The 22582-nt window shown below is 41.3% G+C and carries 20 protein-coding genes and 1 pseudogene; 11 read left to right on the top strand and 10 right to left on the bottom strand.

The genetic code is table 11. The features are described 5' to 3' along the window. Nucleotides 1-415: 415 nt before the first annotated feature. The 3 genes from RMY63_RS35735 to RMY63_RS35725 all read left to right on the top strand — a co-directional run bounded on the left by RMY63_RS35735 (nt 416) and on the right by RMY63_RS35725 (nt 2906). Complete coding sequence (locus RMY63_RS35735) at nt 416-1522, top strand: ParM/StbA family protein (RefSeq protein WP_322733238.1); 1107 nt, start codon at nt 416-418, stop codon at nt 1520-1522. Between the two features lie 16 nt (nt 1523-1538). Continuing rightward, nucleotides 1539-1973: a hypothetical protein gene (locus tag RMY63_RS35730; protein WP_322733233.1), complete on the top strand. Its 435-nt coding sequence runs from the start codon at nt 1539-1541 to the stop codon at nt 1971-1973. A gap of 126 nt (nt 1974-2099) precedes the next feature. Further along, complete coding sequence (locus RMY63_RS35725; protein WP_322733232.1) at nt 2100-2906, top strand: hypothetical protein; 807 nt, start codon at nt 2100-2102, stop codon at nt 2904-2906. 175 nt (nt 2907-3081) lie between these two features. Here RMY63_RS35725 and RMY63_RS35720 read toward each other — a convergent pair whose 3' ends face one another. Beyond that, a complete protein-coding gene (locus tag RMY63_RS35720) occupies nt 3082-3204 on the bottom strand; it encodes a hypothetical protein (protein ID WP_322733231.1) in 123 nt (40 codons plus the stop codon). 209 nt (nt 3205-3413) lie between these two features. Between RMY63_RS35720 and RMY63_RS35715 the strand changes: the two genes are divergently transcribed. Both RMY63_RS35715 and RMY63_RS35710 read left to right on the top strand, forming a co-directional pair. Further along, nucleotides 3414-3815, top strand: coding sequence for a hypothetical protein (locus RMY63_RS35715; RefSeq protein WP_322733230.1), 402 nt, complete (start codon nt 3414-3416; stop codon nt 3813-3815). Nucleotides 3816-3966: 151 nt separating this feature from the next. After that, nucleotides 3967-4155, top strand: coding sequence for a hypothetical protein (locus RMY63_RS35710; protein WP_322733229.1), 189 nt, complete (start codon nt 3967-3969; stop codon nt 4153-4155). Between the two features lie 130 nt (nt 4156-4285). On the opposite strand, the gene RMY63_RS35705 is transcribed toward RMY63_RS35710, so the two are convergent. After that, nucleotides 4286-4816 carry a hypothetical protein gene (locus RMY63_RS35705; RefSeq protein ID WP_322733228.1) on the bottom strand — a complete coding sequence of 177 codons (531 nt, stop codon included), beginning with the start codon at nt 4814-4816 and terminating at the stop codon, nt 4286-4288. 47 nt (nt 4817-4863) lie between these two features. Between RMY63_RS35705 and RMY63_RS35700 the strand changes: the two are divergent. From RMY63_RS35700 to RMY63_RS35690, 3 genes and pseudogenes are all read left to right on the top strand, one after another. Further along, nucleotides 4864-7188: pseudogene (locus RMY63_RS35700) on the top strand (hypothetical protein); the annotation flags it as partial. A 128-nt stretch (nt 7189-7316) separates the two neighbouring features. Continuing rightward, nucleotides 7317-8384: a hypothetical protein gene (locus RMY63_RS35695; protein ID WP_322733226.1), complete on the top strand. Its 1068-nt coding sequence runs from the start codon at nt 7317-7319 to the stop codon at nt 8382-8384. A gap of 69 nt (nt 8385-8453) precedes the next feature. Then, nucleotides 8454-9230, top strand: coding sequence for a tetratricopeptide repeat protein (locus RMY63_RS35690; RefSeq protein WP_322733225.1), 777 nt, complete (start codon nt 8454-8456; stop codon nt 9228-9230). A 26-nt stretch (nt 9231-9256) separates the two neighbouring features. Here RMY63_RS35690 and RMY63_RS35685 read toward each other — a convergent pair whose 3' ends face one another. From RMY63_RS35685 to RMY63_RS35675, 3 genes are all read right to left on the bottom strand, one after another. Then, on the bottom strand, nt 9257-10687 hold the full coding sequence (locus RMY63_RS35685; protein ID WP_322733224.1) for a strawberry notch C-terminal domain-containing protein: 1431 nt from the start codon (nt 10685-10687) through the stop codon (nt 9257-9259). Then, entirely contained in the window at nt 10615-12831 is a 2217-nt protein-coding gene (locus RMY63_RS35680) for a strawberry notch-like NTP hydrolase domain-containing protein (RefSeq protein WP_322733223.1), read from the bottom strand. The genes RMY63_RS35685 and RMY63_RS35680 overlap by 73 nt, the downstream gene beginning before the upstream one ends. 147 nt (nt 12832-12978) lie before the next feature. Next, nucleotides 12979-13476 carry a hypothetical protein gene (locus tag RMY63_RS35675; RefSeq protein ID WP_322733222.1) on the bottom strand — a complete coding sequence of 166 codons (498 nt, stop codon included), beginning with the start codon at nt 13474-13476 and terminating at the stop codon, nt 12979-12981. 270 nt (nt 13477-13746) lie between these two features. Between RMY63_RS35675 and RMY63_RS35670 the strand changes: the two genes are divergently transcribed. Continuing rightward, the gene (locus tag RMY63_RS35670) at nt 13747-14391 is read left to right on the top strand and encodes an HAD family hydrolase (RefSeq protein WP_322733221.1); all 645 of its coding nucleotides are present in this window, start codon (nt 13747-13749) and stop codon (nt 14389-14391) included. A 303-nt stretch (nt 14392-14694) separates the two neighbouring features. Here RMY63_RS35670 and RMY63_RS35665 read toward each other — a convergent pair whose 3' ends face one another. From RMY63_RS35665 to RMY63_RS35645, 5 genes are all read right to left on the bottom strand, one after another. Continuing rightward, nucleotides 14695-14985 (bottom strand): hypothetical protein, encoded by a 291-nt coding sequence (locus tag RMY63_RS35665; RefSeq protein WP_322733220.1) that lies wholly within the window; start codon nt 14983-14985, stop codon nt 14695-14697. A gap of 2 nt (nt 14986-14987) precedes the next feature. Next, on the bottom strand, nt 14988-15950 hold the full coding sequence (locus RMY63_RS35660; protein WP_322733219.1) for a ParM/StbA family protein: 963 nt from the start codon (nt 15948-15950) through the stop codon (nt 14988-14990). Between the two features lie 828 nt (nt 15951-16778). Next, nucleotides 16779-17390: a hypothetical protein gene (locus tag RMY63_RS35655; RefSeq protein ID WP_322733218.1), complete on the bottom strand. Its 612-nt coding sequence runs from the start codon at nt 17388-17390 to the stop codon at nt 16779-16781. A gap of 263 nt (nt 17391-17653) precedes the next feature. Beyond that, nucleotides 17654-18583, bottom strand: a complete 930-nt coding sequence (locus tag RMY63_RS35650) for a ParB/RepB/Spo0J family partition protein (protein ID WP_322733217.1) — start codon at nt 18581-18583, stop codon at nt 17654-17656. After that, nucleotides 18573-19256, bottom strand: coding sequence for an AAA family ATPase (locus tag RMY63_RS35645; protein WP_229563458.1), 684 nt, complete (start codon nt 19254-19256; stop codon nt 18573-18575). Before RMY63_RS35645 ends, RMY63_RS35650 begins: the two co-directional genes overlap by 11 nt. A gap of 294 nt (nt 19257-19550) precedes the next feature. Between RMY63_RS35645 and RMY63_RS35640 the strand changes: the two genes are divergently transcribed. After that, nucleotides 19551-21797 carry an ATP-dependent RecD-like DNA helicase gene (locus RMY63_RS35640; RefSeq protein WP_322733216.1) on the top strand — a complete coding sequence of 749 codons (2247 nt, stop codon included), beginning with the start codon at nt 19551-19553 and terminating at the stop codon, nt 21795-21797. Between the two features lie 91 nt (nt 21798-21888). Continuing rightward, nucleotides 21889-22572: a sigma-70 family RNA polymerase sigma factor gene (locus tag RMY63_RS35635; RefSeq protein WP_322733215.1), complete on the top strand. Its 684-nt coding sequence runs from the start codon at nt 21889-21891 to the stop codon at nt 22570-22572. Nucleotides 22573-22582 lie beyond the last annotated feature (10 nt).

The following is a 22582-nucleotide window of genomic DNA, read 5'->3' as shown; positions in this document are numbered from 1 at the left end:
AGCTAATTACTAGATAATTGGGAAAATCCTTGAGAAAATTGGGAAGTGTTGGGAAGTACTAGGAAGTCTTGGGAAGTCTTAGGAATTGTTGGAAAATATTAAGCTAATGAGAATTTGGTGACTAGATGATGTTGAATAGTTGAAAAGGTAAGAAATGAATTAGAGATTTGGGAGATATTCTTTAGATATTGGGAGATGTTGAATGTAATTGGTGATTATTGGGAATTGAGGGATTTTGTGGAGATTTTCTATCAGATGCACGAATTCATGGAAAGTCAAAGAGTATTGCCAAAACTGTAATCTTTCTTCGTAAATGTGGAAAAAATCACGGTTTGGGCGGTTCAAATTGAGAGTAATTATCAATTAGATAGACAAAAAAGGGTCAAAAACAGGGAGAATTTTTCTTGTGGATTTAATGTTGAGTCTTGATCCGGGAACTTCAATGACGAAGATGGTTTATCGTGTTCTCTCGGAGATTTCGTACAAGTCAGAATTGCTGTGTATGGAACCAGAGTTAATTAAGATTTCCAAAGATTCGTTGGATTTATATGAGTCTGGGCAAATGAATCGGCCCAATCCAGAGAATGAAGCATGGATAGAGTACAACGAAGAATATTATGCGGTTGGCTTTTTGGCACAAAAGTATTTTGAAGCGCGAATCAATTTTTTAGAACTCAAGTATGAGAACGCGATTCCAAAAACTTTGGCAGCAGTGGGGGCAATAGCGATTAGAGATTCTTTGAAGGCAAACTTTGATTTATCCTTGGGACTGCTATTGCCTTATGGGGAGTGGGAAGATAGAGAGAGATTGGAGAGGGGTTTAATATCGGCACTGTCTAGCTTTAGCTTTCGAGGGAAACAATTTTGTATAAATCTGATTAACTTTCAGTGCTTGCCCGAAGGTGGGGGACTGATATTGACGCGAAGTAAAAAACTTGGCACAGATTTCAATAAAATGAACATTGCTGTGGTGATGCTGGGTTTTCGGGATATATCAGCCGTAATCTTTGAGCGGGGTATCTCAACTGGAAAGACGGAAGGATTGGGCTTGGCGTGGATGCTGGAGAGAATCAAAAGCCGAACATCAGGGCAAAACTTACATGATCTGTTAAAGGCTGTTCATCTATCAGGCCCGACATTGAAACCGAGATACTGCAAACCTTTGGCTCGGAGCAAGAAGTCTGATTTTAAGGTTGAGGAAATAGCACAAATTATTGAAGTGGCTGACTTATCTCGTAAAGAATACTGGGAAAGGGTATCCACTTGGCTCAAAATTAATATTCCTGCCCATATTGAGCAAGTCATTATTGGTGGTGGAACGTCGGAATATTTAGGCTCGGAGTTGAAAAATTTGTTTACTCATACCGACATTTCATGGGCAGCAGAATTATCTGAGGATGTGCGTTTAGCTTTTAACCTGCCGATTAAAAAAGATGCCTTGTGCTTGCGTTTCACTGATGTATATGGATTGTTTCGTTACCAACACGCTACATCATCCATTTCAACTCATCGTGCTTCTTAATTAAAGGAATAATGAAATGCTTTCAGATGTTGAGTTTCGCTTACGAAGTAGAGTTAAGGCTGATAGTAAAGAAGCGGTGGTAATTAAGTATCTAAACTCCAGGGACACTCTTTATCCTGCTAGGGATATGGCGATGATTGCTATTAGCAGCTATTGGTTGCCTTTAGCTTATCAAGCTATGGATCAATCTGTGGATTTAGAGCAACACATTCGTGCTTGTCTTTACCGCCTTCAACTCCACTCTTCATATCTGATGGGACTGCTGGGAGAAATCCCCTCTCAAGGAACGCCGATGATTGCAGTAGCCTCTAATCAATCACAGCCACTACAACTAATACAATCAGAACCATTACCAATATCCAGGACTTTAGTCAAAGAAGCATTACAAATAGCCAGAACTCCCGTACCAGAAGAATTGGAGTCGGAAACTGACTGGTTAAATCCTTTTTAGGACTGACCGAACAATTCACAATGGCGCTCGTTCGCGGAGCGTGATTGCGTACAGCCCTTTGGGCATGAAAACAGCGGAGCTGGGCGTAGCAAGAGTGCGAATTGTTTTAAATAGGAGTGCATGATTATGTATCAACCACAAGAACTTTTTAACGACCTTTCAACATCAGAAATTAGCCGGACTTTACGCTTGAGTGGCATACCTGAAAAAGAGTTATATACAGAGGATGATGCAGACCGTTTTCGTGAATGTCGCACCTTAATTGAGCAGGGTGGAACTGACGAGGAGGTGATGGCTCTATTGTCACCAGTCGTTGACGTTGTGCTAGAAGAAACTCTGGAGAGTTCTTTACCTGAAATCAAGAATGGGCGGAAAAAGTCTGGGAAAAAAGCAACTAAATCTTTAGATATAACTGAATTACTAAGTCTTGCTCGTGAACAAGGCTTTAAGCTTACCCTGACTACAGCTTTAAAGATTTTCGCCGATTGCGGACTAAAAGAACAAGATGAATATACTTTAGAGGAATCCGAGCGTTTTCTCGCTGCCTGTAACTTGCGACATCAGGGAAAAACAGAAATCTCTATTGCACCAAACTTTGGAGCAGGTGTTTTGGATGCAGAGGATATTCAACTAAACCTTGAAGAAACTGAACGACTCATACAAGATTCTGGCGATTTACTTTTTGGGGAAATGCTGCGAGAGAAAGCTGGACAACACGCTGCCATTGCTCCAGGTTTGTACTTGAAATATTTAGCACAAGAACTAGCTTCAGAAAGTTCTCAACAGAATTGGCGTTCCTTACTTGAAATGATTAAAGCTCGTGCAGTGGGAAAGCCTCAACCCCAATTTACTTTGAAGGTGCAAACCCTACAGCTACAGCAGCCCTTGAACAGTTTGCCGCCGAACTCAGAGAATGGTTCGACTTCCGACTAGAACAGGAACGACAAACTATTGAGATTCAGGCACTAAAAGCCTCTGATGCCAAAGCCACCCGATTAGCTGCCCACAAACTCGAAAACCTGCAAGCTTGGATTGAAGCCCAGGAGTCACGAAAAAAACTCCGCAAACAACGCTCTGAAAAATTCAAATCTAACCTATTTTGGTTTGGTCAGTGGATTGGTTCGGGTCGCTCTGGGATTTTCTTTTTCATCTGTGGCGTTTTGATTTCTGCAACTGCTACAGCCGTGGCAATCATTAATCTGCCAACTTTCTTGTCTTGTCCTAATAGCAAAAGTCTCTGTTATCGGGTATATCAAATGCGATTCAACAATAAAAGTGTAATTCTTCCGGGACAAGCAAAGGATATCGTTGCTGAGTATGAACGTAACAAGACCAAACCTAAACGACGCAAGTAATGAAGTTTTTGGGAAAGAGAAACTGTCTGTTTTGGTTTTCCCTATCTTTTGAACAGCATCAACAGTTTGATAGAGGGATGAAGTTATGAACGAATTAAAAGAAATTAAACTTTGGGATGATTGGGACGATATTAATTTGTCTACTCCAGAACGTCGCATTGAACGCTTAGAAATTCTGCTGTGCCAAAAAGTCCACAAAGGCGAGGACATATCTGAATGTCTGCAAGTTTTAGAGTACTTGAAAAATCGCACGACTCAGCAAAAGTTAGAGTCTGTTTTCTTTAGGCGAGTTCAGTCTCAACTGACTTCCAACTCGTGGAAAATAATTGGTCAGGCTACCTTAATCTCCCTAGTCGCTATTTCTTGCTGTTTTGCCATGTATAAAATAGCTACTTCATCAATATCTAATAATTCTTCGTCGGAATTATCTCTTGGCAAAGAATTATCAAAAAACACCCCACCACACAGTAAAAAGCATCATAGATAAATACAGTGACAGTGTGGTATATTTATTTACTGCACTGTGATTACTGACTATGATACTCCATCAACAATCTCTAAAATCTTTCAAGTCAACGGAGTAAAAAGGCAGTTTTTGAAGAAGAATTCAGCTATTCTGAATTCAGGAGTCAGCAATCTTGACGCTCGTTCGCCCTTGGCGTGCCGTAGGCAAGACTCGCTATCAGTCGGGGATTCAGACCGCGCAGGAATTGTTCGCGCTTGCGTCTCGTAGAGAAGACCACCAAATCCTAGATTTTGAGGGGGTTTTAAACCCGTTTATTCATCCACCAGTCGCACAGAATACCCAACTGAATTCTAGCGACTGACGCATGTATTCTGTTTCGATAAATATTTACTTTCATGCCCAAGGTGAGGCGATCGCTTTCTTTCACATATTCAAGTAAAATCACTGTATTTGATGGATAAAAACTTTCTTTACAGCGTAACTCACCTACTTTAATAAGAGGTGTCTTTGTCGAAAGGCAAACTGTCAACATCCTCAAAGTTACGCAGGTCTTGCTCCATCTGCTGCTGACGTTGTCCGTATGTTCTGCTAGCGCCAATCCTTCCTCTCATCAACCATGCACCAAAGTTGATGCCTTGTTCTACATGATCGGCAGACACTTTATTGTAATTATCAACCTCCATTTTCTTGCGCGACTCAAGCTGTTCTAGCGCACTTTCACTGATACCAATTTTCTGAGCATATTCTACATATTCAGGTCTGAGAGAACCATCAGGGTTAAATTCCTTTTTTTCTTGTTCAGTGAAGAAATCGTAGGCTGTGTAGATTGGCCACGGCTCTGGATCAGTCTCGTCCAAGTGCTTCCACTCGTCATACTCTTCTTTTGCTCTACGAGCATAACTATCAATTGCTCCTGGATGTTCACCTTTGGATAACATTTCTTGCCGAGCTTCATCTTTTAAAGTTCCATCTGTATTGAATTCTTCCTTATGCATATTTATCCAACGCTTAATTCTCGACATACAAACCTCTCAAGATATTAATCAAGTTTCATGAAATTCTTAAAACCATGACTCTGGAAATTAAACATTTTGATCCCCGGCTCAATCAATGGATTTATACAGATGAGCGTCAAACTATTTTAACTGAAAAGCTCAGTAATACTTTACTGGAATTTTACTTTCCTGGCAAAGAATTTTCATTTGGGCATTCAGATGAATCCAGTACAGATGAAGAATTAAAAAATCATCCAGATGGACACATTTTACTATTATCTTCAAAAACTCGTTTACTTTATGGAGAAAAGGAATGTTTAGAAACGATTCAAAAAATTTGTCCAGATAGTAAAGACCGTGGGGCTTATGGTTCCATCTTCCTTGGGGCTTGTAAAAATGCAATTCACGAAAAGCTAAACATTCTGGTAGTAGATGATTCTACTGATAACAGAGGTGAGAATGGAGGAATATTATCAAATGATTTAGCATATAAATTAGTTGGGGACTGTTATGGACAAATTTCAACACAACTCTATGACAAACTAACCTTAAGAGAATCCCAAGCAGACAAAAGCTATCGTGTAATTCAGCATCGATTTGGTTGGGTAGATGGAGTTGGAGAAGATACTACTAAATATCGCTTTGGCAAAGGAACACTCCGACCATACAGACTAGATAGAATAAAATATGCTGATCCTAAAAATGAACCAAAAATAGACATAATTCTCCCCGTAAGCAGTTTTAAGGGAACAGACAAGGATAGACCCAAAGGCGCTACTAAACCGCAGATTAAGCCAGGATTATATCAGCAAAATATTTGGTTAGCCGAAAAAGGGCAATCTCAACAAGGACAGATGTCTATCTCCCAATTGCTGGCATCTTTCCCCCAAGGAATTAAAGATTTTGCCGAGGAACTAGAGGTACAAGCTCAAAGATTAGCCTCTATTCAAGATGACCCAAGAATTGTTGCTGCTTACTATTGTGAAAGATACGAACAACGTAAAGAATCATTGAGCCAAAATAAATTAAAAACATCAAAAACTATTAATCAAGAAACAGATATCAAAAACTTAAGGACAAATGATGACTTAGATGCAGATCAGGAGTTGGATGACGAGAGTACTAAAGATGACTTGTTCATGTACAAACTCATTAAAGCCGATTTACTAGGGCATCAGCAGTTATTAGAAACTGAGAAGGTCAAACAGGAATTAAATCGGTTTGTACAAAGTGAGTGGCGAGATATTGCTGTTGGGAAAACGCTTACTTTTGACCGAGGAATGATTATTCCCTCCAAGGAACTCAAAAATGGTGAAATTTGCATCTCTTGGCTTGATGAGCAAGAAAAAATTCTTAACTTCCGTTCTCCTTTCCTCAACTCTAATGGTTTGTGTGTTTCTAATAATAAATATGTTAAGGATCAGTTAGGGCCAGATGGTAAACCCTTAGAAGGCATAATTGTAGTCAATGACGAAGACCACAAGCGCATACAGCAAAGAATTACAGAGTTAGAAGCGCGAGGGGTCGATGTTGATTTTATCGACCCAGCAGAAACCGAATCAGAACGCCAAGCACGAGACTATGATGGTGATTGCATTGGTGTGGCAAAAGCCAGCTTATATCCTAATTTAACAGCAGAGGCAGAGCGAAGAAATCTTCCCCAAAACGCCTATTCGCCCACGGTTAAGCTCAAAAAACAATCATTTTATGATCCCAGCGATGGAAGCCAGCCTCCATTTGAAAAAATCGCTATCCACATGAGCGATAGCATCAGCGTGGGCATAATCAACAATCAAGTGACGGCATTAGAGGCATTAGAATCGGAAATTGAGGTACTTAAAACTTACGGTACCTTAGAACAACAATCAACTTATTTAGACCAAGTTTCTAGTCATTATGAAGCCCTATTTGAGCAAGAACGCCAGAAAGAGCCAAAGTTAATCCGGGAAGAATACTTTTCTTATATGCAAGGGTTTGTATTTCTAGCCCAAGAGCCAAGAACTCCCGAAATTATCCAGCAGGCAATGGATATTAACCGCCTGATGTACCGAGAAATGATTGGTGAGGGGTGTTATCAAAACCAAATAGCGGTTGATTTATTCAAAAGTGCTAAAAAACCTGAAATGAATAAAATCCGGGAAAACAGTCGCTACTTGTATCGTGATGTTAATTATATTAAAGATAAGAAATCAAAAATAGCTTATTTAAACACGGGGATAACACCAAAGGGCTACTCACCAGTAGAATTATTGATTAGCCAAACCAATAAATATTTCCAAGAATCACAGTTAGAATCGCGTCCCATTGTCCAGTTTAAAGACTTGTTCCAAGGAGTGGAATTTACACCACAGCAAAAATTTGCAGCAGTTGCCGCCAAATACGAATTTGAGATGCAGTATTTCTCAATGGTGAACCCTTGGGAGTACTGCACTTCAAAAAAGATAAGGATGCGCTCAGACAGCTTGGACTACTCAAAAGCGGTGAACTTACACCTGCGCCCGCTATTATTCAAAGTAATTTTTCACTAGTGTGCGCCAAAATTGACCCAAGGAGCGTTGAATATCCTCAGAACTGGACGAAGGAATTTCAAGTTGTTGGGACTCAATCGATTGATCCCCAACAACTGTATATGATTGATAATAGTGCTAAAATTCTACACCAAGTTAAAGAACGTCCCACATTCTTATTTTCTACCCAATCAAACAAAAAACTTGGAGTCATGGGCTTGGCAGTTGACAACCACAAAGTCGAATCTGTAACCAAATGGTTAAAGAATCAAAATGTTGAATGTCAGCAAGTACCAAGAGAAGATGCTATGAAAGAAACCAAAAAAGGTCTAGCAGTATTTAACTTAGTCACTAGTTCAATTCCCCCCAAAACTTTGGAGAACATGACCAAGAAATTTGGGGCTGTGATTGAATCAAGTGCTGAATATCAACAAAAAATTAATTCTCTAGCCACGCGACCGCAATTTTTGAAATCGCCAGGACAACCGCCACCACCCTTATCTCAACAAAGTACTCAAACTGCACCTACTACTAATCAAACTACAAAGCTGTCACTGATGACTAGCTCTCACACACTAGAGATTACTAATAGTGCAAAAACCGAACCTTTAGGTGTAGAGAAGCCCCCAACAGTCACTATTGATGACTTGAGAAATTGGTACAATGCCGCCGATAAGTTAGGGAAGCCGGAAAATTACAAAAAACGGATTGTGGAAGTCGCCAATCAATTTAAAGCTGGTGAGCAATTATCAGCCCAAGCGTTGACAGTAATGAATAAAGATACATCTGAGCTTGAAGGAATTAGTCGGTTGACTAAAATTGCCCAAAGGATTGGCATGGTTTGGGGTAAGTCTAATGAAAATGGTACTCAAGTTCTGGGAAAAATTTATGATTTAACCTTTAGTACCCAGCAGAGAGATTTAACTATTTCGCAGAAAAATGGAGAGGTAATTTTAAACTTGGAATCTGGAAAGGTACAGACTAATAAACTAACTCCACAGGTATTGCAAACTTTTGAGGATGCAAATAGTCAGATAGATAAAATTTTAGCGAAAAATAAAAGTCAAGAATTAGAAATACACAGATAAATTAACTGACTCGGCTAAATATCCGAGTTGATGAATATTTAAGAAATTATAAATCACAATAGAAAATATATGGTGGAATTAATGGAAGAGATTGATGTAGAACAAGGGCAACTATGGTATGACAAAGGAATGGAGCATCTCAAATCAGGAAATTTATCTGGAGTGATGGAGTGCTTCAGAAATGCACTTTATTTCTATCCGAATTTTGCTCAAGTTCACAATACTATAGGAATGATTCAGTTTCAAATCGAAAAATATGAAGGTGCGATTCAACTTTTTGATAACGCATTAGCAATGAATCCTAACTTTGCTGAAGCTTATAATAATCGGGGACTAGCTCGCTCAAAAATCTGTCATAAATCAGAATTCCCCAAGGTGATTGAAGATTATACTAAAGCCATCGCTCTGAATCCAAAATTAGTCCAAGCTTATTTAAATCGGGCTGATATGTATAAAAATCTAACTGGTGACAATCCAGCAGCTATCTTAGATTACAATCAAGTAATTTTACTTGATACAAACTGTTTATCAGCTTATATAAACAGGGCGAATCTCTGTTTTTTATGTGGGGAATTAGAAAGTTCGCTCTCTGATTTAGAAAAGGCATTATCTTTGGATGTTGATTGTGCAGAAGCGTACTGTGGGCGAGGGATAGTCAGATTTCATTTGGGTAATATCGAGGGCGCTAAGAAAGATTTGTTTAAAGCATTTGGTTTGTATGAGGCGCGAGGAAATATGATTTATTGTGCTTTTACTCGAAGTTTGATTATGGAGCTTTTTCGAGAGTATGAAGTTTACAAAGATTTGTTTGGGGTTGAAAGTGAGGCGGGAAAATCAAAAAAGTAGCCACTCGATAAAAGTGGCTACAAATTTCATCCCAGAATTTCAATCACAGCAGCTAGTATTGATGCCGCTTTAGAGTTCGCTGGAATAAACACCCGTTTGCGCCATTGAATTACTTCAGTGAAACATCCAACAGCCACCAGAGAGTCAGCCAATGATAAAGCATTGACTAATTCAATACGGCGTTCATTTGCAATAGTAGAACAACGCAAAGTTACACCTCCGGGTAATTGCTCTGAATATCGCTCATTCAGTACCAGAGAAACTAATTCCTCTGGAGAAAGCAGCTTATTCTTCAAACCCAGTTGTTCAGCAACAGCACGAATATTCTCTGCACTGATTACACGACCTAGTACTTTCTCTCCATTACTTAATTGCAATCGAAATACTCGGCTGTTCTGAATCGGTAGAGTTTTCCAAATCGGTAGAAGTATTCCTGTTACCAAATGAATATAGTCAGTAGTAAACTTAGGCAGTTGGGAGACTTCCTTCGACCACGCCGCAACAAACGCCTCTGTTGAAACCTGCTTCCAGGTTGACGACTCCAACTTATCAACTGGGACACGAGTTTCTTTCTGTGGTCGCACCAGCAGAACCCTTGGTACTACTCCACCCTCAGAGTCGAAAATACTGTGAGTAGGAATAGATACTGCGGCTTGACCAGATTTCTCATTAACCATAAGCTGTCCCTGGTACTTGCTAGCTGAATCCACAGCTTCAAGAGCTGTTTGAATGTTGTTCTTTTGAACACGTTCAATTTTCAAGTAGTTGGTTACACTACCAGTAGCAGAATGAGTATAAACGGCTGACTGGCTTTCGATGGTAAACCGTTCAGCCCGAAGAGTTTCAACACCAAGTTCAAAGATACCTGCGGCTCGCGCTGTTTCAATCTGCTGACTTAACAGCAACTCGAAACGCTCGAAAATCACATTCTGCATCCCAATTTTCAAAGCCAGTAGTCGGTTGAGGAATTGCCGCAGTGGGGGCAAGTCAATTTTCATCCCGCCTTCATCAGAGGTTAAGCACAATCCAGTCATTTGCTCAAAAGTCCCTAGTGGAACTTCATAAAACCTACCTTGGAAAATCTGCTTAAACAACTCGTATAGTGCGAACTCTGCATAGTTCGATTCCAGGTTATCCTTCGTATCAAAGATGCCATTACCCCCAGTTTGTCTCTGCCCTCGTGTAAGTGCACCCAGGCTATCCAAACGTCGGGCAATGGTGGAAATAAATCTACGTTCACCACGCACGTTGGTCGTCACTGGTCGGAATATTGGGGCAGAAGCTTGATTCGTCCGGTGCGATCGCCCAAGCCCTTGAATCGCGTTATCCGCCCTCCAACCAGCTTCAAGTAAGTAGTGCGATCGCCTTCTACGATTGACCGCGTTCAAATCTGCGTGGTAACTGCGACCTGTGCCACCAGCGTCACTGAAGATGAGGATTTGTTTGTCACCCTGCATAAATGCAGCAGTTTCAGCATTTCCAAAGTGTCATATTCCACTCCTTCAAACGAGAGACTTCGCGCCAGATATAATCCCAATGCTTTCAAATCCCTAGCAACAACTTCCATTGCCGCAATACCCCCAACTTCAATGGATTCCACAAAGTCTTCACGGGAGGTAAATGGGAAGTCGCCAGTCTGCCAAAGTCCCAAACGATTCGCATAAGAGAGGTTAGAAACCTTCGTCGCTCCGGTGGCTGACACGTAGATAACCCTGGCTCTTGGGAGTGCATTTTGCAGCCTCAGTCCGACAACACCTTGCTGGGAAGCGGCAACCATACCAAGCTTACCCTCAATAGCCATCGCATTGCCCATACTGTGGCACTCGTCATAGGCGATCGCACCTTCAAACTCAATCCCAGCCCACTCAATGATTTGTTTGAGTCGGCTTTTACCACCCTTCTGGGATCTTAAGGTAGAATATGTAGCAAAGAGAACACCTTGCGAAAAGGGGATTGGATCGCCTAGTTTGATATTGCCGAGGTCAATGATGTCCTTTTCGCTACCACCCAAGGCGCACCAATCACGTCGGGCATCCTCAATTAGGGCAGAACTTTTGGAAATCCAGATCGCTTTCTTGCGTCCTTGACACCAGTTGTCTAAAATAATACCTGCACACTGTCGTCCTTTTCCAGCACCAGTCCCATCCCCTAAGAACCAGCCACGACGAAACCGGACAGCGTTCTCCTCATTGTTCGCAGCAACTCTCACGTTGTCGAGTGAATCATCCACCAAGTAGGAACCGGACAGGAATTGCTGGTGTGCAAGACCAGCATAAATCACGCTTTCAAGTTGTGCCTCGGATAATAGTCCTTGTGTAACGATATTCTGAGGAAGATGTGGTTTGTAGGTGGGAGCGGGAGGTGAAACGAGTGCCAGGGCTGAACTTTCGCACAACAGGGATGGATGGGGTAAAGCATTCTTGATTCTCAAGCGTTGTGGATGGTAAGTTTCGTAGAGGGCATCTTTCAACCCCTCTGAACCATTCCACTCCACAAGCTCGTAATCCAGAACTACCACATCTGGAAGTTCTGAAACTGGTTCTGGTTGTGCGATTACAATCCGTTTTGAGAATGTAACAACTTTCTTGGTACGGGCTTGAACAGTCCCAGTAGAATGATGCCACGGCTCGCGCTGTGGAAGTTGCTCAATCAAATGAAGGATTTCGCCAAGTTCTAATGTCTGATGTATGCAAGGAATGTCACTGGAGTCAGCCGGAACTTTGTCAATCACGGTAATCCGGGTATCCATCTGCGTCCCGTGCTTTGAGTACACTTTCCCGTTGACTCCCACTGATAGCACTACTTGTGCTGTTTCTTGCATCTTGGTAAAGGCTTGCTGCCAGTCAAGGTTTTGCGGTGAAAACCAATTTGCAGTCAGCGTCACTAACCGCCCACCCGGTACCAACCTCTGTAATGCCGCATTGACGTGACGGGCTGTAGCTTCACTGTTGCGATTGCTTATATTTGGAGATGCCGAGAAGGGTGGATTCATCAGCACCACAGAGGGCTTTGTCTGCCCTGCAAGATAATCATTGATCTGCTCGGCATTAAACTGGAATAAAGGGACACCGGGGAATAAGCGCCGCAGGATTTTTCTTCTGTCTTCTGCCAGTTCGTTCAGCATGAGGCTGGCATTTCTCAATTTGGCGAATTGTGCAAGTATCCCGGTTCCAGCAGATGGTTCAAGTACAAGATCGTTACTGCTGATTTGTCCCGCCAACGCTATCAAGTAAGCTAATGGCAATGGAGTTGAGAACTGTTGTAATTTTAATTGCTCCTCGCTGCGGCGGGTATGCGTGGGGCAGAGCGATTGAAGTAGTTGCAATTGCTCTAAAGGATTTTCTGATAATCCCTTTTGCCGAAGGTAGAGAATTAGTGCAACCTCAACAGCTTCGTAAGCATCTTTCCACTGCCACTTGCCCTGTGCCGCAGTGCCGTGAAAGTGGCGATTCATCTGGGCTTGAAGCAATTTTGTGGTTATAGGTCGATGTTCGATTAATGATTTAACAAGTGCTTGAGCAACATTTAATATTGATTGCCCGTAGTCCAGAACTGTTTCTATATCAAAAAGGCAACCTTGTGAAGCGATTAGGCAAACCATGACAACGATATGATTATGATTTTCATGAAAAATTGGCGTAGCCGCAACACCTTCACCAATACAAAGTTAAGCTTGCGCCTGGGCATGGGAGATTACGCCTTTACAAAGAGTGCAAAGGCGCAAGCTTTGGTTCAAACTCAATTGTGGTTAAGCAGCCTTAAAGCGCGTACCAGGTTTACTTTTTTGTTCAGTCACGGTTGGTTTGGTCAAAGACTGCTTGGTTGGTTTAGTGGTTTTGGGGTTGGTAGTTTTGGTAGACTTGGGCTTGGCAGTTTTAGCCTTAGATTTCGGTTGTACAACTGGATCTGGTGGTAGTAGCCTTAGTGAGGGGAATTGGAGTACAACTGGTTGAGTTTCCGTAGAACTGTTGTGAGGCTCTAGTTCTAATGTCCAGGGGTCAGAAATTTCCTCAAACTGTGTAACGAAGGGGATTCGTTGAGGTTCGACTTCTAGTTGTTCACTGTTAGATAGTGGCTCAAATTGAGTTGCTGTTATTGCGGATTTGGAACTGGAATTGAATTGTGCAATTGCAATAGATGGTAATGGGACAACGTAAAGCCTATCGATAAAATCGAAAATCATCAGAGCAACAAAGCTCATAACTATAACTTCAATAGCTTGGGTAAGTGTAGATTGAATATCCATTGTATTTTTCCGAAATTTTTGTAATGTTCACAGAAGTTACGCGAAGCGCTAACAGCCTCGTAATCAAGTACCAGACGCATACAAGAGGTTTTAAAAAGGAATATAAATTTCTTCAAAGCCGTGTAGATGATGGATTTGCTGAAATCTTAGTGCCATTCGGAACTGTACGCTAGCACTCTAAGGCATTCAGTCCCAGATTAGTCAATAAGAGTGCGCTCGGTGGTGTTAGTTATTACTCCTATGGTAAAATGCGAAATTTGAGGCGAAAACATGGTCAAAAATCGGTTCAAGCTTGTAATTTTTGATTGTGATGGAGTCTTGGTTGATAGTGAACCAATCATCAATCGTATTTTTGCAGAAACGCTCATGGAAGCTGGTTTCCCTATCACCTATGCAGAAGTAACTCAAAAATTTATCGGCAAGTCTCTAAAAACCTGTTTAGAGATTATCGAAGCATCTTACAAGAAACCATTGCCCAAAAACTTTGTCGAACTTTGCAAGGAACGAGAAATTGCTCCCTTGCAGCAAGAATTACAGCCAGTTTCAGGAATTACCGAAATATTGGAGCAAATTACATTACCCAAATGTGTGGCATCAAATAGTAGCCACCGCCATATTCAAATGGTATTGAAATTAACGGGGCTTCTGGATAAATTTGATGGCAAGTTATATAGTGCTAATGATGTTTCACGCCCCAAACCTTTTCCTGATGTGTATCTCTATGCAGCCGAGCAAATGAACAGCAATCCAGAAGATTGTGCTGTAATTGAAGACTCTGTAACAGGTGTACAAGCAGCATACGCGGCAGGAATGACAGTTTTTGGCTATGCCCATCAGAGCGATCGCACTGCTCTGGCTGAGGCAGGAGCTAAGATAGTTTTCAACGATATGCGGCAGCTTGCTAAACTGCTATAGCCGGGGACTGGGGACTATTTAAAATCCAAAATTCAATGTAAAAGTAACTATGGCACAAACATCCTTATCTGCGATGACGTTTTATCACCTTTTTTCTCTTCAATGCTAATTGCTGAAGCCGCTCAATTTCAGTTATGCATAATTCTAATGTCATGTTGTTAATAGCATTTTGAGAAAATCAGATGAACTCACATACTTGGCAAAGGGTTAAACTCAAAATGTAAGAAGTTGCATTGAATTATACAATAAAATTTTGGAGCTACGGTGTCAAAACTATTGCATTCTTGTGCCAATAGATCCTCGTTACAAATCAAAATCAAGGCTGAATGTTTCCCCTGAAGAATCTTCTTCTTTCTCCTCTGCAAATGGAGTTGAAGTCCAAGAGGTGAGTTGGTTATCTTCAGTATTAATCGGTGTGTCAGCTAAAAGTTGTGCAGGTAATCCAGCCTTGATGAAAACAAAATAGCAATCAACTATAAAGTAAAGCGTGTCCAGGTAACTTTTATCTAGTTTTTGCGATTCTGCAAATATGCGCTCTCGGTAATTATCTTTGAGGCGAACTTTTTCCGGTGCTAAGTCTTTTTTATCTGCCATTGCTATAGTTTCCCAGATGTGCTTGCTGGATTCTTGCTAATGATACTTTTTGCCATCTCTAAAAGTCCAAAGACATTGGCTTCTACCGGATTGTCCAGAATTTTGAAGCCATTCTTCTCTAACAGCTTCTTAAATCCAGGTAAGAGGCAACCTCCACCAATCGCCCAGATTTCATCCCCTTGGTGCTTGGCATCAAGTGTTAGATTCACCACTTTCTTCAAGTATTTTTCATACCAGTCTTTCAAACACGCACTGTATATGTCTTTGATATCGATGTCACGACTGTATCGGGTATGCCCCATTTCCAAACAAAATCGGATTTTGGATGGATCTCCGATTTTTCCGCCATTTAAATGTTTCATTTTTTGGGAGATATCATCGATGAGAACTTCTACACCGATGGGGTAAGCAGTGTGAACTTCTCGTTTCCCTTGGTTGTAACGAGAATACAGGGTTGTTCCATTGCCAAAGTCTAAAATGGTTAATTTTTTTGGTAGTGGATGCCCAAACAATGCACCCATTCCCTCTAGTACAACTTTAATGACTTCTACTTTCACATCTGATTGTTTGCCAGCAAGTATCGGCTGATATTCTCCATTGAGTACTTTTTGTAGTTCTGATGCCAGAGCAACATCATGTAAGCTGACGACTAATTTTAAGTGCCAAGCTTTACGGTGTGGTAGATGCGCCAATGCACCCAATAAAGTCAATAATGCGTTGTTGACTTTATTTTCATTATTGTCGGTGTTGCGGTCAAAATAATTTCCTGTACGGTAAGCTGATTCTCCGACTGTGTAAGCAGTACCGTTAAAAACTACGCGCCCTGGCACATCTTCCATCTCGGCATTAGTTATATAGCTGGGCACACGAACTACTTCAAAGCCTTCGACTAAAAGTTTGAGACTTCCGTAACCGTTATCGAAACCCACAGGAAAAATTTTTTGCAACGTGTGAATGTTTGACATAAAGACAAAGGTAATACACTTTGAGAAAGTGAAAGCTATCTGTTCAGATAATTTTGGAGAGTGGGGGAGAGAAAAATAAAATAACTACCCCTTCTTGATCCAGACTCAAGAGTTTATCATAACCCCTTGGGGGCTAAGTGGGGTACAAAATCTCAGTCAGTCAAATGTACCCCATATAGCACCTATATACCCCCTATATAAGGGTCAAAATCTCACCAAAGTCTTGAGCTATTGTTGGGGTATATATAGCCCCCATATAGCCCCCATGAGATTTTTTGAAATCTTTTTATCAATGCAGCAGAAATTAATTTAGATCGTTGTTGACTCTTTGATTTATACTTTACTATCAATTTTTTGTTGAAAAGCAATTCAGTTTTGATCTTTAACTTCTTGCTGACTATGTAACGAGTGCGTTATTACTTGCTTACAGGTTCAGCTTTCTCAACTGAATCATCATTAATACCCAAAGTCAAAACAATTCAAAATTCAAAATTCTGTTAGGAAGAATAAGAATAATTTTGAATTAATTAATTCTGGGTACAGAGCAAGCACTGATTCTTTGAATCAGTGGTCTACAATCAGTAGCGGGTTTCAGAGCAAGCACTGATTGTCTTTAATTTTGAATTAATAATTTTGAATTTTGAATTCCCCGAAGGGGTTGACTAGTTAGGTTATTCGCATACTTAACTTGCCAGGTGTAACTGGTGAGTGCTGTAGCTTCATACTGTTCAGTTGTAGCGGTGCTACAACTATTAAGCGTGAGCGCCGTTAGTGCAGTCATTTGAAGTGAAAAATTTCATTTGCATTATCAATCGTTAAATATTTCTCTCAGCAGTCACTTTTGCAGGAAGTGTGTGATCCTTGCTGCCAAGGAGAAGGAATCGCTGTTGTTGAAAGTACCTCGCCTGTTGTTAATCTGATAGCCGTCTGCTCACAATTAGGACATTGGATTTTCAACTGAATCGGTGAAGGACGACCTTTGTACTCACCCATCACAGGTTTACCAGTATACTGGCTGAGTATTCCCTGCTGACAGTGCCAGCACTCAAATATAATCCGCCCTACTGCTTCATCGCAGTCTAGAAATCTCACATGCTGACATTTCTCTGGTGATAACTCAAATTCTGACTCGCTTTTTCCAATGTGTCGTTGTTCTTCAGCTTGGGTTGGAGAACTGGATTTGCTCTTGTCAGCGTAGATAGATTTGGCTTTAGCTTTTTCTAAAGGTAGAAGCTTGTCGTCAGAAACATTTTGGGGTTCTTTCTCAGCAAGCACTTGGAGTTTGACTTCTGGTACTGACTCATTATTTGGGGTGGAGTCAGGCTGAGATATTGTCTTCTGTTTTTCCACAGGACGATAAGCAACAAATTCCGGCTTTGGATTTAGATTGTTGGAATTGGGCTGTTTAGGTGATTTAGATGAGCGCTCGTTAGATTTCATTAACACTCTGTTTTAGAAAACTTTGCAGACTGAGAAGCCTCCATATTTTAACTGCAAATTCATTTGTGAAACACTTTCTGCTGAGTTACAAAAAGGGTCATGAGATCAAAGTCTAGTTTTAGATAAGCGAATTTTTGCTCTTGCTTAGAGTTTGTGGCTTGGCGCTGGGTAGATTTTACATAATATTTTGTGAAAAATAATTTGAAATTTTCAATCAAGCCTGAAGAGGAAATATAGAACATAATCCTAGTTAAGTGGTTATTTTAATCACTTTCTAGCAAATTTTCTATTTGAGATAATAACTTCTCTAACTGTTTTTGTTTTTTTTGATTTGACCAGACTTTAGTTTTTTGAACTTGGTCTAATATAGATGTAATGCGTTGTTTGACCAGAGCGGATTCAGACTCATCCTGTTTAGGTTTCCCATTGTTAAGATTGCTAATCCGTTCTTTAATTTGATTTAGAGAGAGTCCAGAAGCAATTGCTTCTGCAAGCAAGTTTTTACGAAGCTGTTCGTTCTTGACTCGTGCAATAGCTCGTGATTTTGTGTACTCAATTTTTCCGGAACGCAGTGCATCTAAAATATCTTCGGGAAGCTTCAAAAGAGGAAGACGGTTACTAACAAAAGACTCCCATCCCATCAGCCCTAATTCATTAAACACTGCCTTTAGAGATTCGGCTTTAGGTTGACTGATAACGTTATCAGTCAGTCGGGATACATCATTTTGCATTCGGTAAAGTAGGGAAACTACCTCGTCTTGAATGCATTGTAAGCGTAATGCTAATAATTGCAAAACTGCTTCTGTTTCTTCCACTGGATTCAAGTCTTCTCGCTGAATATTTTCCACTAAAGCAATGGAAATAGCCTCCGAATCCGTTAACTCCAGGATTGTCACGGGAACTTCGACTAATCCACAGGCTTTGGCTGCTCGATAACGCCTTTCTCCAGCTACCAATTCATATTGCCCATCTTGATCTGGTATAGGGCGGATCAGTAAATTTTCTAAAATCCCGTATTCTTTCACTGATTGGATCAGTTGCTCCATCTTCACGGGATCAAAATAGCGTCGTGGCTGTTTGGAGGGAAGAAAAATGGCAGATAATGCCATTATCGATACTGGTTGCTGTGATTCACTTACTGTCTGGGAGCTTTCAAATACAAAATCTTTGAGGTTTCGCCGCTTAGTGGTCATTTAGTATCTCCAAAGCTTCGATAAACATGGCTTCGTAATCTGCTGCGGCTTCCGAGGCTGCCTTGCCTGACATTTGAAATACTGTATACCCTTGACCAGGGGCATCAGCAATACACTGTTTTTGGTAAATGGCAGCTTTCATTACCTTCGTTCCTGTTGCTTTAAGTACTTCTCTTGCTTCCCGCTCCAGAACTGTTCCCTTGGTAGCTCGGCTTAAAAACAAGGCGGCTTTAGGATAACCTAAACGCAACTCAGTTGCATGTTTAATGAAACGCAAAATTTTCTGACTACTGTGCAGATCTAACCCAGAGGGTTGGCAAGGAACTAAAGCAAGGTCACACCGAGCGAGTATCGCTTTAGTGACTTCAGAAAGTGAGCCAGGCCCGTCAATAACTAAGGCTGAATAGTCAGTTGCCATTTCGGGAATATTTTCAAACAAATCTTCTGGGTCTTGAATTACTTTATAATCTAACCCCAAAGATTTAGCCCAAACCGAACTGCTTTGTTGAGCATCAGCATCAACCATCAGTGTTTTTTGGCGTTGACTAAGCCAATAAGCCATGTGAACAGCAGCTGTTGATTTGCCTACCCCTCCTTTTTGATTAGTAAAAGCGACAATCATAGTAATAGGATGCAAATATGCTTGTTGTGATTGCTGACTGTTCGACAGCATGGTTATTATCTACCGCTTGTTTCATCTCGTAAACCTTTTACATGAACTATTAAAGTTTTTAGTTTGGCATAATTCTATGACCAATATTTCCAAATAACTCAATCAAGCTGCTACCACTTGTAACAGAAATTTGTAACAAAGATAGGAAAACCGAGCTAAATTGTCAAGGTTTACAACAAATAGTAATTTTGTGCTTCCTCATTACACTAATGTCAGGTATACAGCTTAGTATTTATGTACTATAATCAATGAACTTCTAGGCTTATAATAATGTGCGGCATCCGATCATAAGCAATGTCCACTCCCCCTAATCTTTCCCCTCAACAAGTAAGCGCCTTTCCGCAAAACGAAACAATCACCGGGGTCGTAGAACGCCTAACTTTTTACTCTGCTGAATCGGGTTACACAGTGGCAAGGCTGACTCGTCCGCGTAGCACCGAACTCACAACAATTGTTGGCAGCTTTGCTAACATCCAGCCAGGTCAAACTCTACAACTTACGGGTTTTTGGCGTGACCATCCGCAGTTTGGGCCACAATTCCAAGTCATCAATTACCAAGAAACTAAGCCAGCTACTCTTACAGGGATTGAGAAATATTTGGGCAGTGGACTCATAAAAGGTGTAGGCCCAGTCACAGCCAAGCGCATCGTAGCTCACTTTGGACTTGAAACTCTTGAGATTATTGAAAACCAGATTGAGCGATTGATTGAAGTTCAGGGTATCGCCAAAAAACGAATTACCTTAATCAAAAACGCTTGGTCAACCCAAAAAGCGATAAAAGAAGTAATGGTATTTCTTCAAGGGCATGGTGTTTCTACCACTTATGCTGTGAAGATTTATAAGCAGTATAAAGATGAGTCCATCGCTACAGTCACCAAAAACCCCTACCAACTAGCAGCCGACATCTACGGAATTGGTTTTCTGACTGCTGACAAGATTGCGAGAAATATAGGAATTGCCCCGGATTCAGAATTTCGTTATCGTGCGGGAATTATCCACTGTTTAAGTGAAGCTGCCGAAGATGGCCACTGTTACCTGCCACAAAGCGAATTGATTGAGTCAGTAATTAAACTACTGACTACTGAATCTCATCAGCCAACAGAAGACGCGATCGCACAAATCATCAAAGACATGGCTCTAACAGATGAACTGATTAGAGAGTGGGATGAGGAAAAAACCCTACTTTGTTACAAACCGACTTACTTTCATACGGAACAGAATTTAGCTCAACTGATACGCCAACGTTTAGAAAATCCTGTTGGCACTGACATTGAGCGTGTGCGTGATTGGATTGACCGCTTTACAGCCAGCCGGCAAATCCAGCTTTCAGAACAGCAACGCCAAGCTGTAGAAACAGCAGCCTACTCCAAAATCATGATTTTGACTGGTGGCCCTGGCGTTGGAAAAACTTTCACTACCCACACCATAGTTAGTCTATGGAAAGCGATGGGGAAATCTATTGCAATGGCAGCACCCACTGGACGCGCTGCTCAACGCTTAGGTGAAATGACTGGGCTAGAAGCCAAAACCATACATCGTTTACTGGAATTTGACCCCCGCTCAATGGGTTTCAAGCGCGATAGCGAAAATCCTTTACCCCACACGGCAATTATTGCTGATGAAGCATCGATGCTTGATTTGTTTCTGGCTTACTCCTTGGTTAAAGCAGTAGATATTGGCGCTCAATTGTTGTTGGTGGGTGACATTGACCAGTTACCATCTGTGGGGCCAGGTCAAATACTGGCTGACCTGATTAATTCTGGTCGTGTACCAGTGGTGCGGTTGACCCAAGTATTTCGCCAAGCCCAAACGAGTGCAATTATTACTGCTGCCCACCAAATTAATCGAGGAATTTATCCGACAATAGAGCCAATAAAAGATAATCCTGTGTCTGATTGCTTATGGCACGGCGGAGGTCATCAGCCTGAACATGGTGTACAGGCAATCTGTGAACTCATCACTGAGTTGATTCCTCGGCTGGGTTTTAATCCCGCAAATGAAGTCCAGGTACTTTGCCCGATGACGCGGGGTGTAGTTGGGACTCGCAACCTAAATACTGTATTGCAGCAGTTGATTAATCCGCCCAGCCCCAACAAGGTGGAGATTAACAGAGGTGGGAATTTATTGCGCGAGGGCGATAGGATCATTCAGCTAACCAACGATTACAACCGCGAAGTCTTCAACGGCGATTTGGGAATTATCCTCACTATTGATACTGTCGAGCAGGAAGTTACAGTACTGTATGGTGAGCGGACTGTGGTTTACGATTACGCTGACCTGAATGAAATTGCCCTTGCCTGGAGCATTTCTATTCATAAAAGCCAAGGCTCAGAATATCCGGTGATAGTTCTGCCAATCTATATGCAGCACTACATGATGTTAACCCGGAACCTGTTTTACACTGGGCTGACCCGTGCCAAGAAATTAGCGATCGTTGTAGGAGCAAAAAAAGCGATATCTCTGGCGGTGCGCTCTACTGATGACCAACGGCGGTACACAAGGTTACAGCAGAGGTTACTTCAGGCAGGACTGAATTGGTGAGATGTTTTGGTTCTTCAAAATAGAAAACTTTATTGAGCTATTTGATTTATACTTTTGAATCCCCTAGTTTTCAAAAAAGCGTTGAGTTTGTATGTCCAGCCTCAGTTCCGATATGGTTCGCATCTATTTGCAAGAAATTGGTCAGTATCCTTTATTAAAACCAGACGAAGAGATTGCTTATGCTAGGCAGGTACAACAGATGATTGCCATTGAGCAATCTAAAAATCAACTCACTCAACAGCTAGACCGTGAACCAACAATGACAGAATTAGCCAACGCTGTTGAAAAAACCGAAGCACAAATCCGAGCAGCACTACACCTTGGTCAAAAAGCTAAACAAAAAATGGTGACAGCTAACCTGCGACTAGTGGTTTCTGTTGCCAAGAAATACCAGAACCGCAATTTGGAATTTTTAGATTTGATCCAAGAAGGAGCAATCGGGTTACAAAGGGGTATAGAAAAATTTGATCCCAACCGGGGGTATAAGCTATCAACCTACGTCTACTGGTGGATTCGTCAGGAGATTACACGCGCTATAGCAGAACAATCGCGCACTATTAGATTGCCTGTTCATCTCACTGAAATACTTACCAAAATTAAGAAAGTACAGCGAGAAAGCTTTCAAAAACTCGGTCGTCATGCCACTGCTGAAGAAATAGCATCAGCATTAAACCTCAGTAAAGATAAGCTTCGAGAATATCTCACGGCTTCTCGCACAGCTATTTCTTTAAATCAGGACTTACGCAACTGGCACAGGGCGATCGCAAATTGGTAGTACCAATGTA

Source organism: Nostoc sp. ChiQUE01b, from assembly GCF_034531255.1.
In the GTDB taxonomy this organism is placed as follows: Bacteria; Cyanobacteriota; Cyanobacteriia; order Cyanobacteriales; family Nostocaceae; genus Nostoc.
This window is presented reverse-complemented; position numbering and strand designations above follow the sequence as displayed.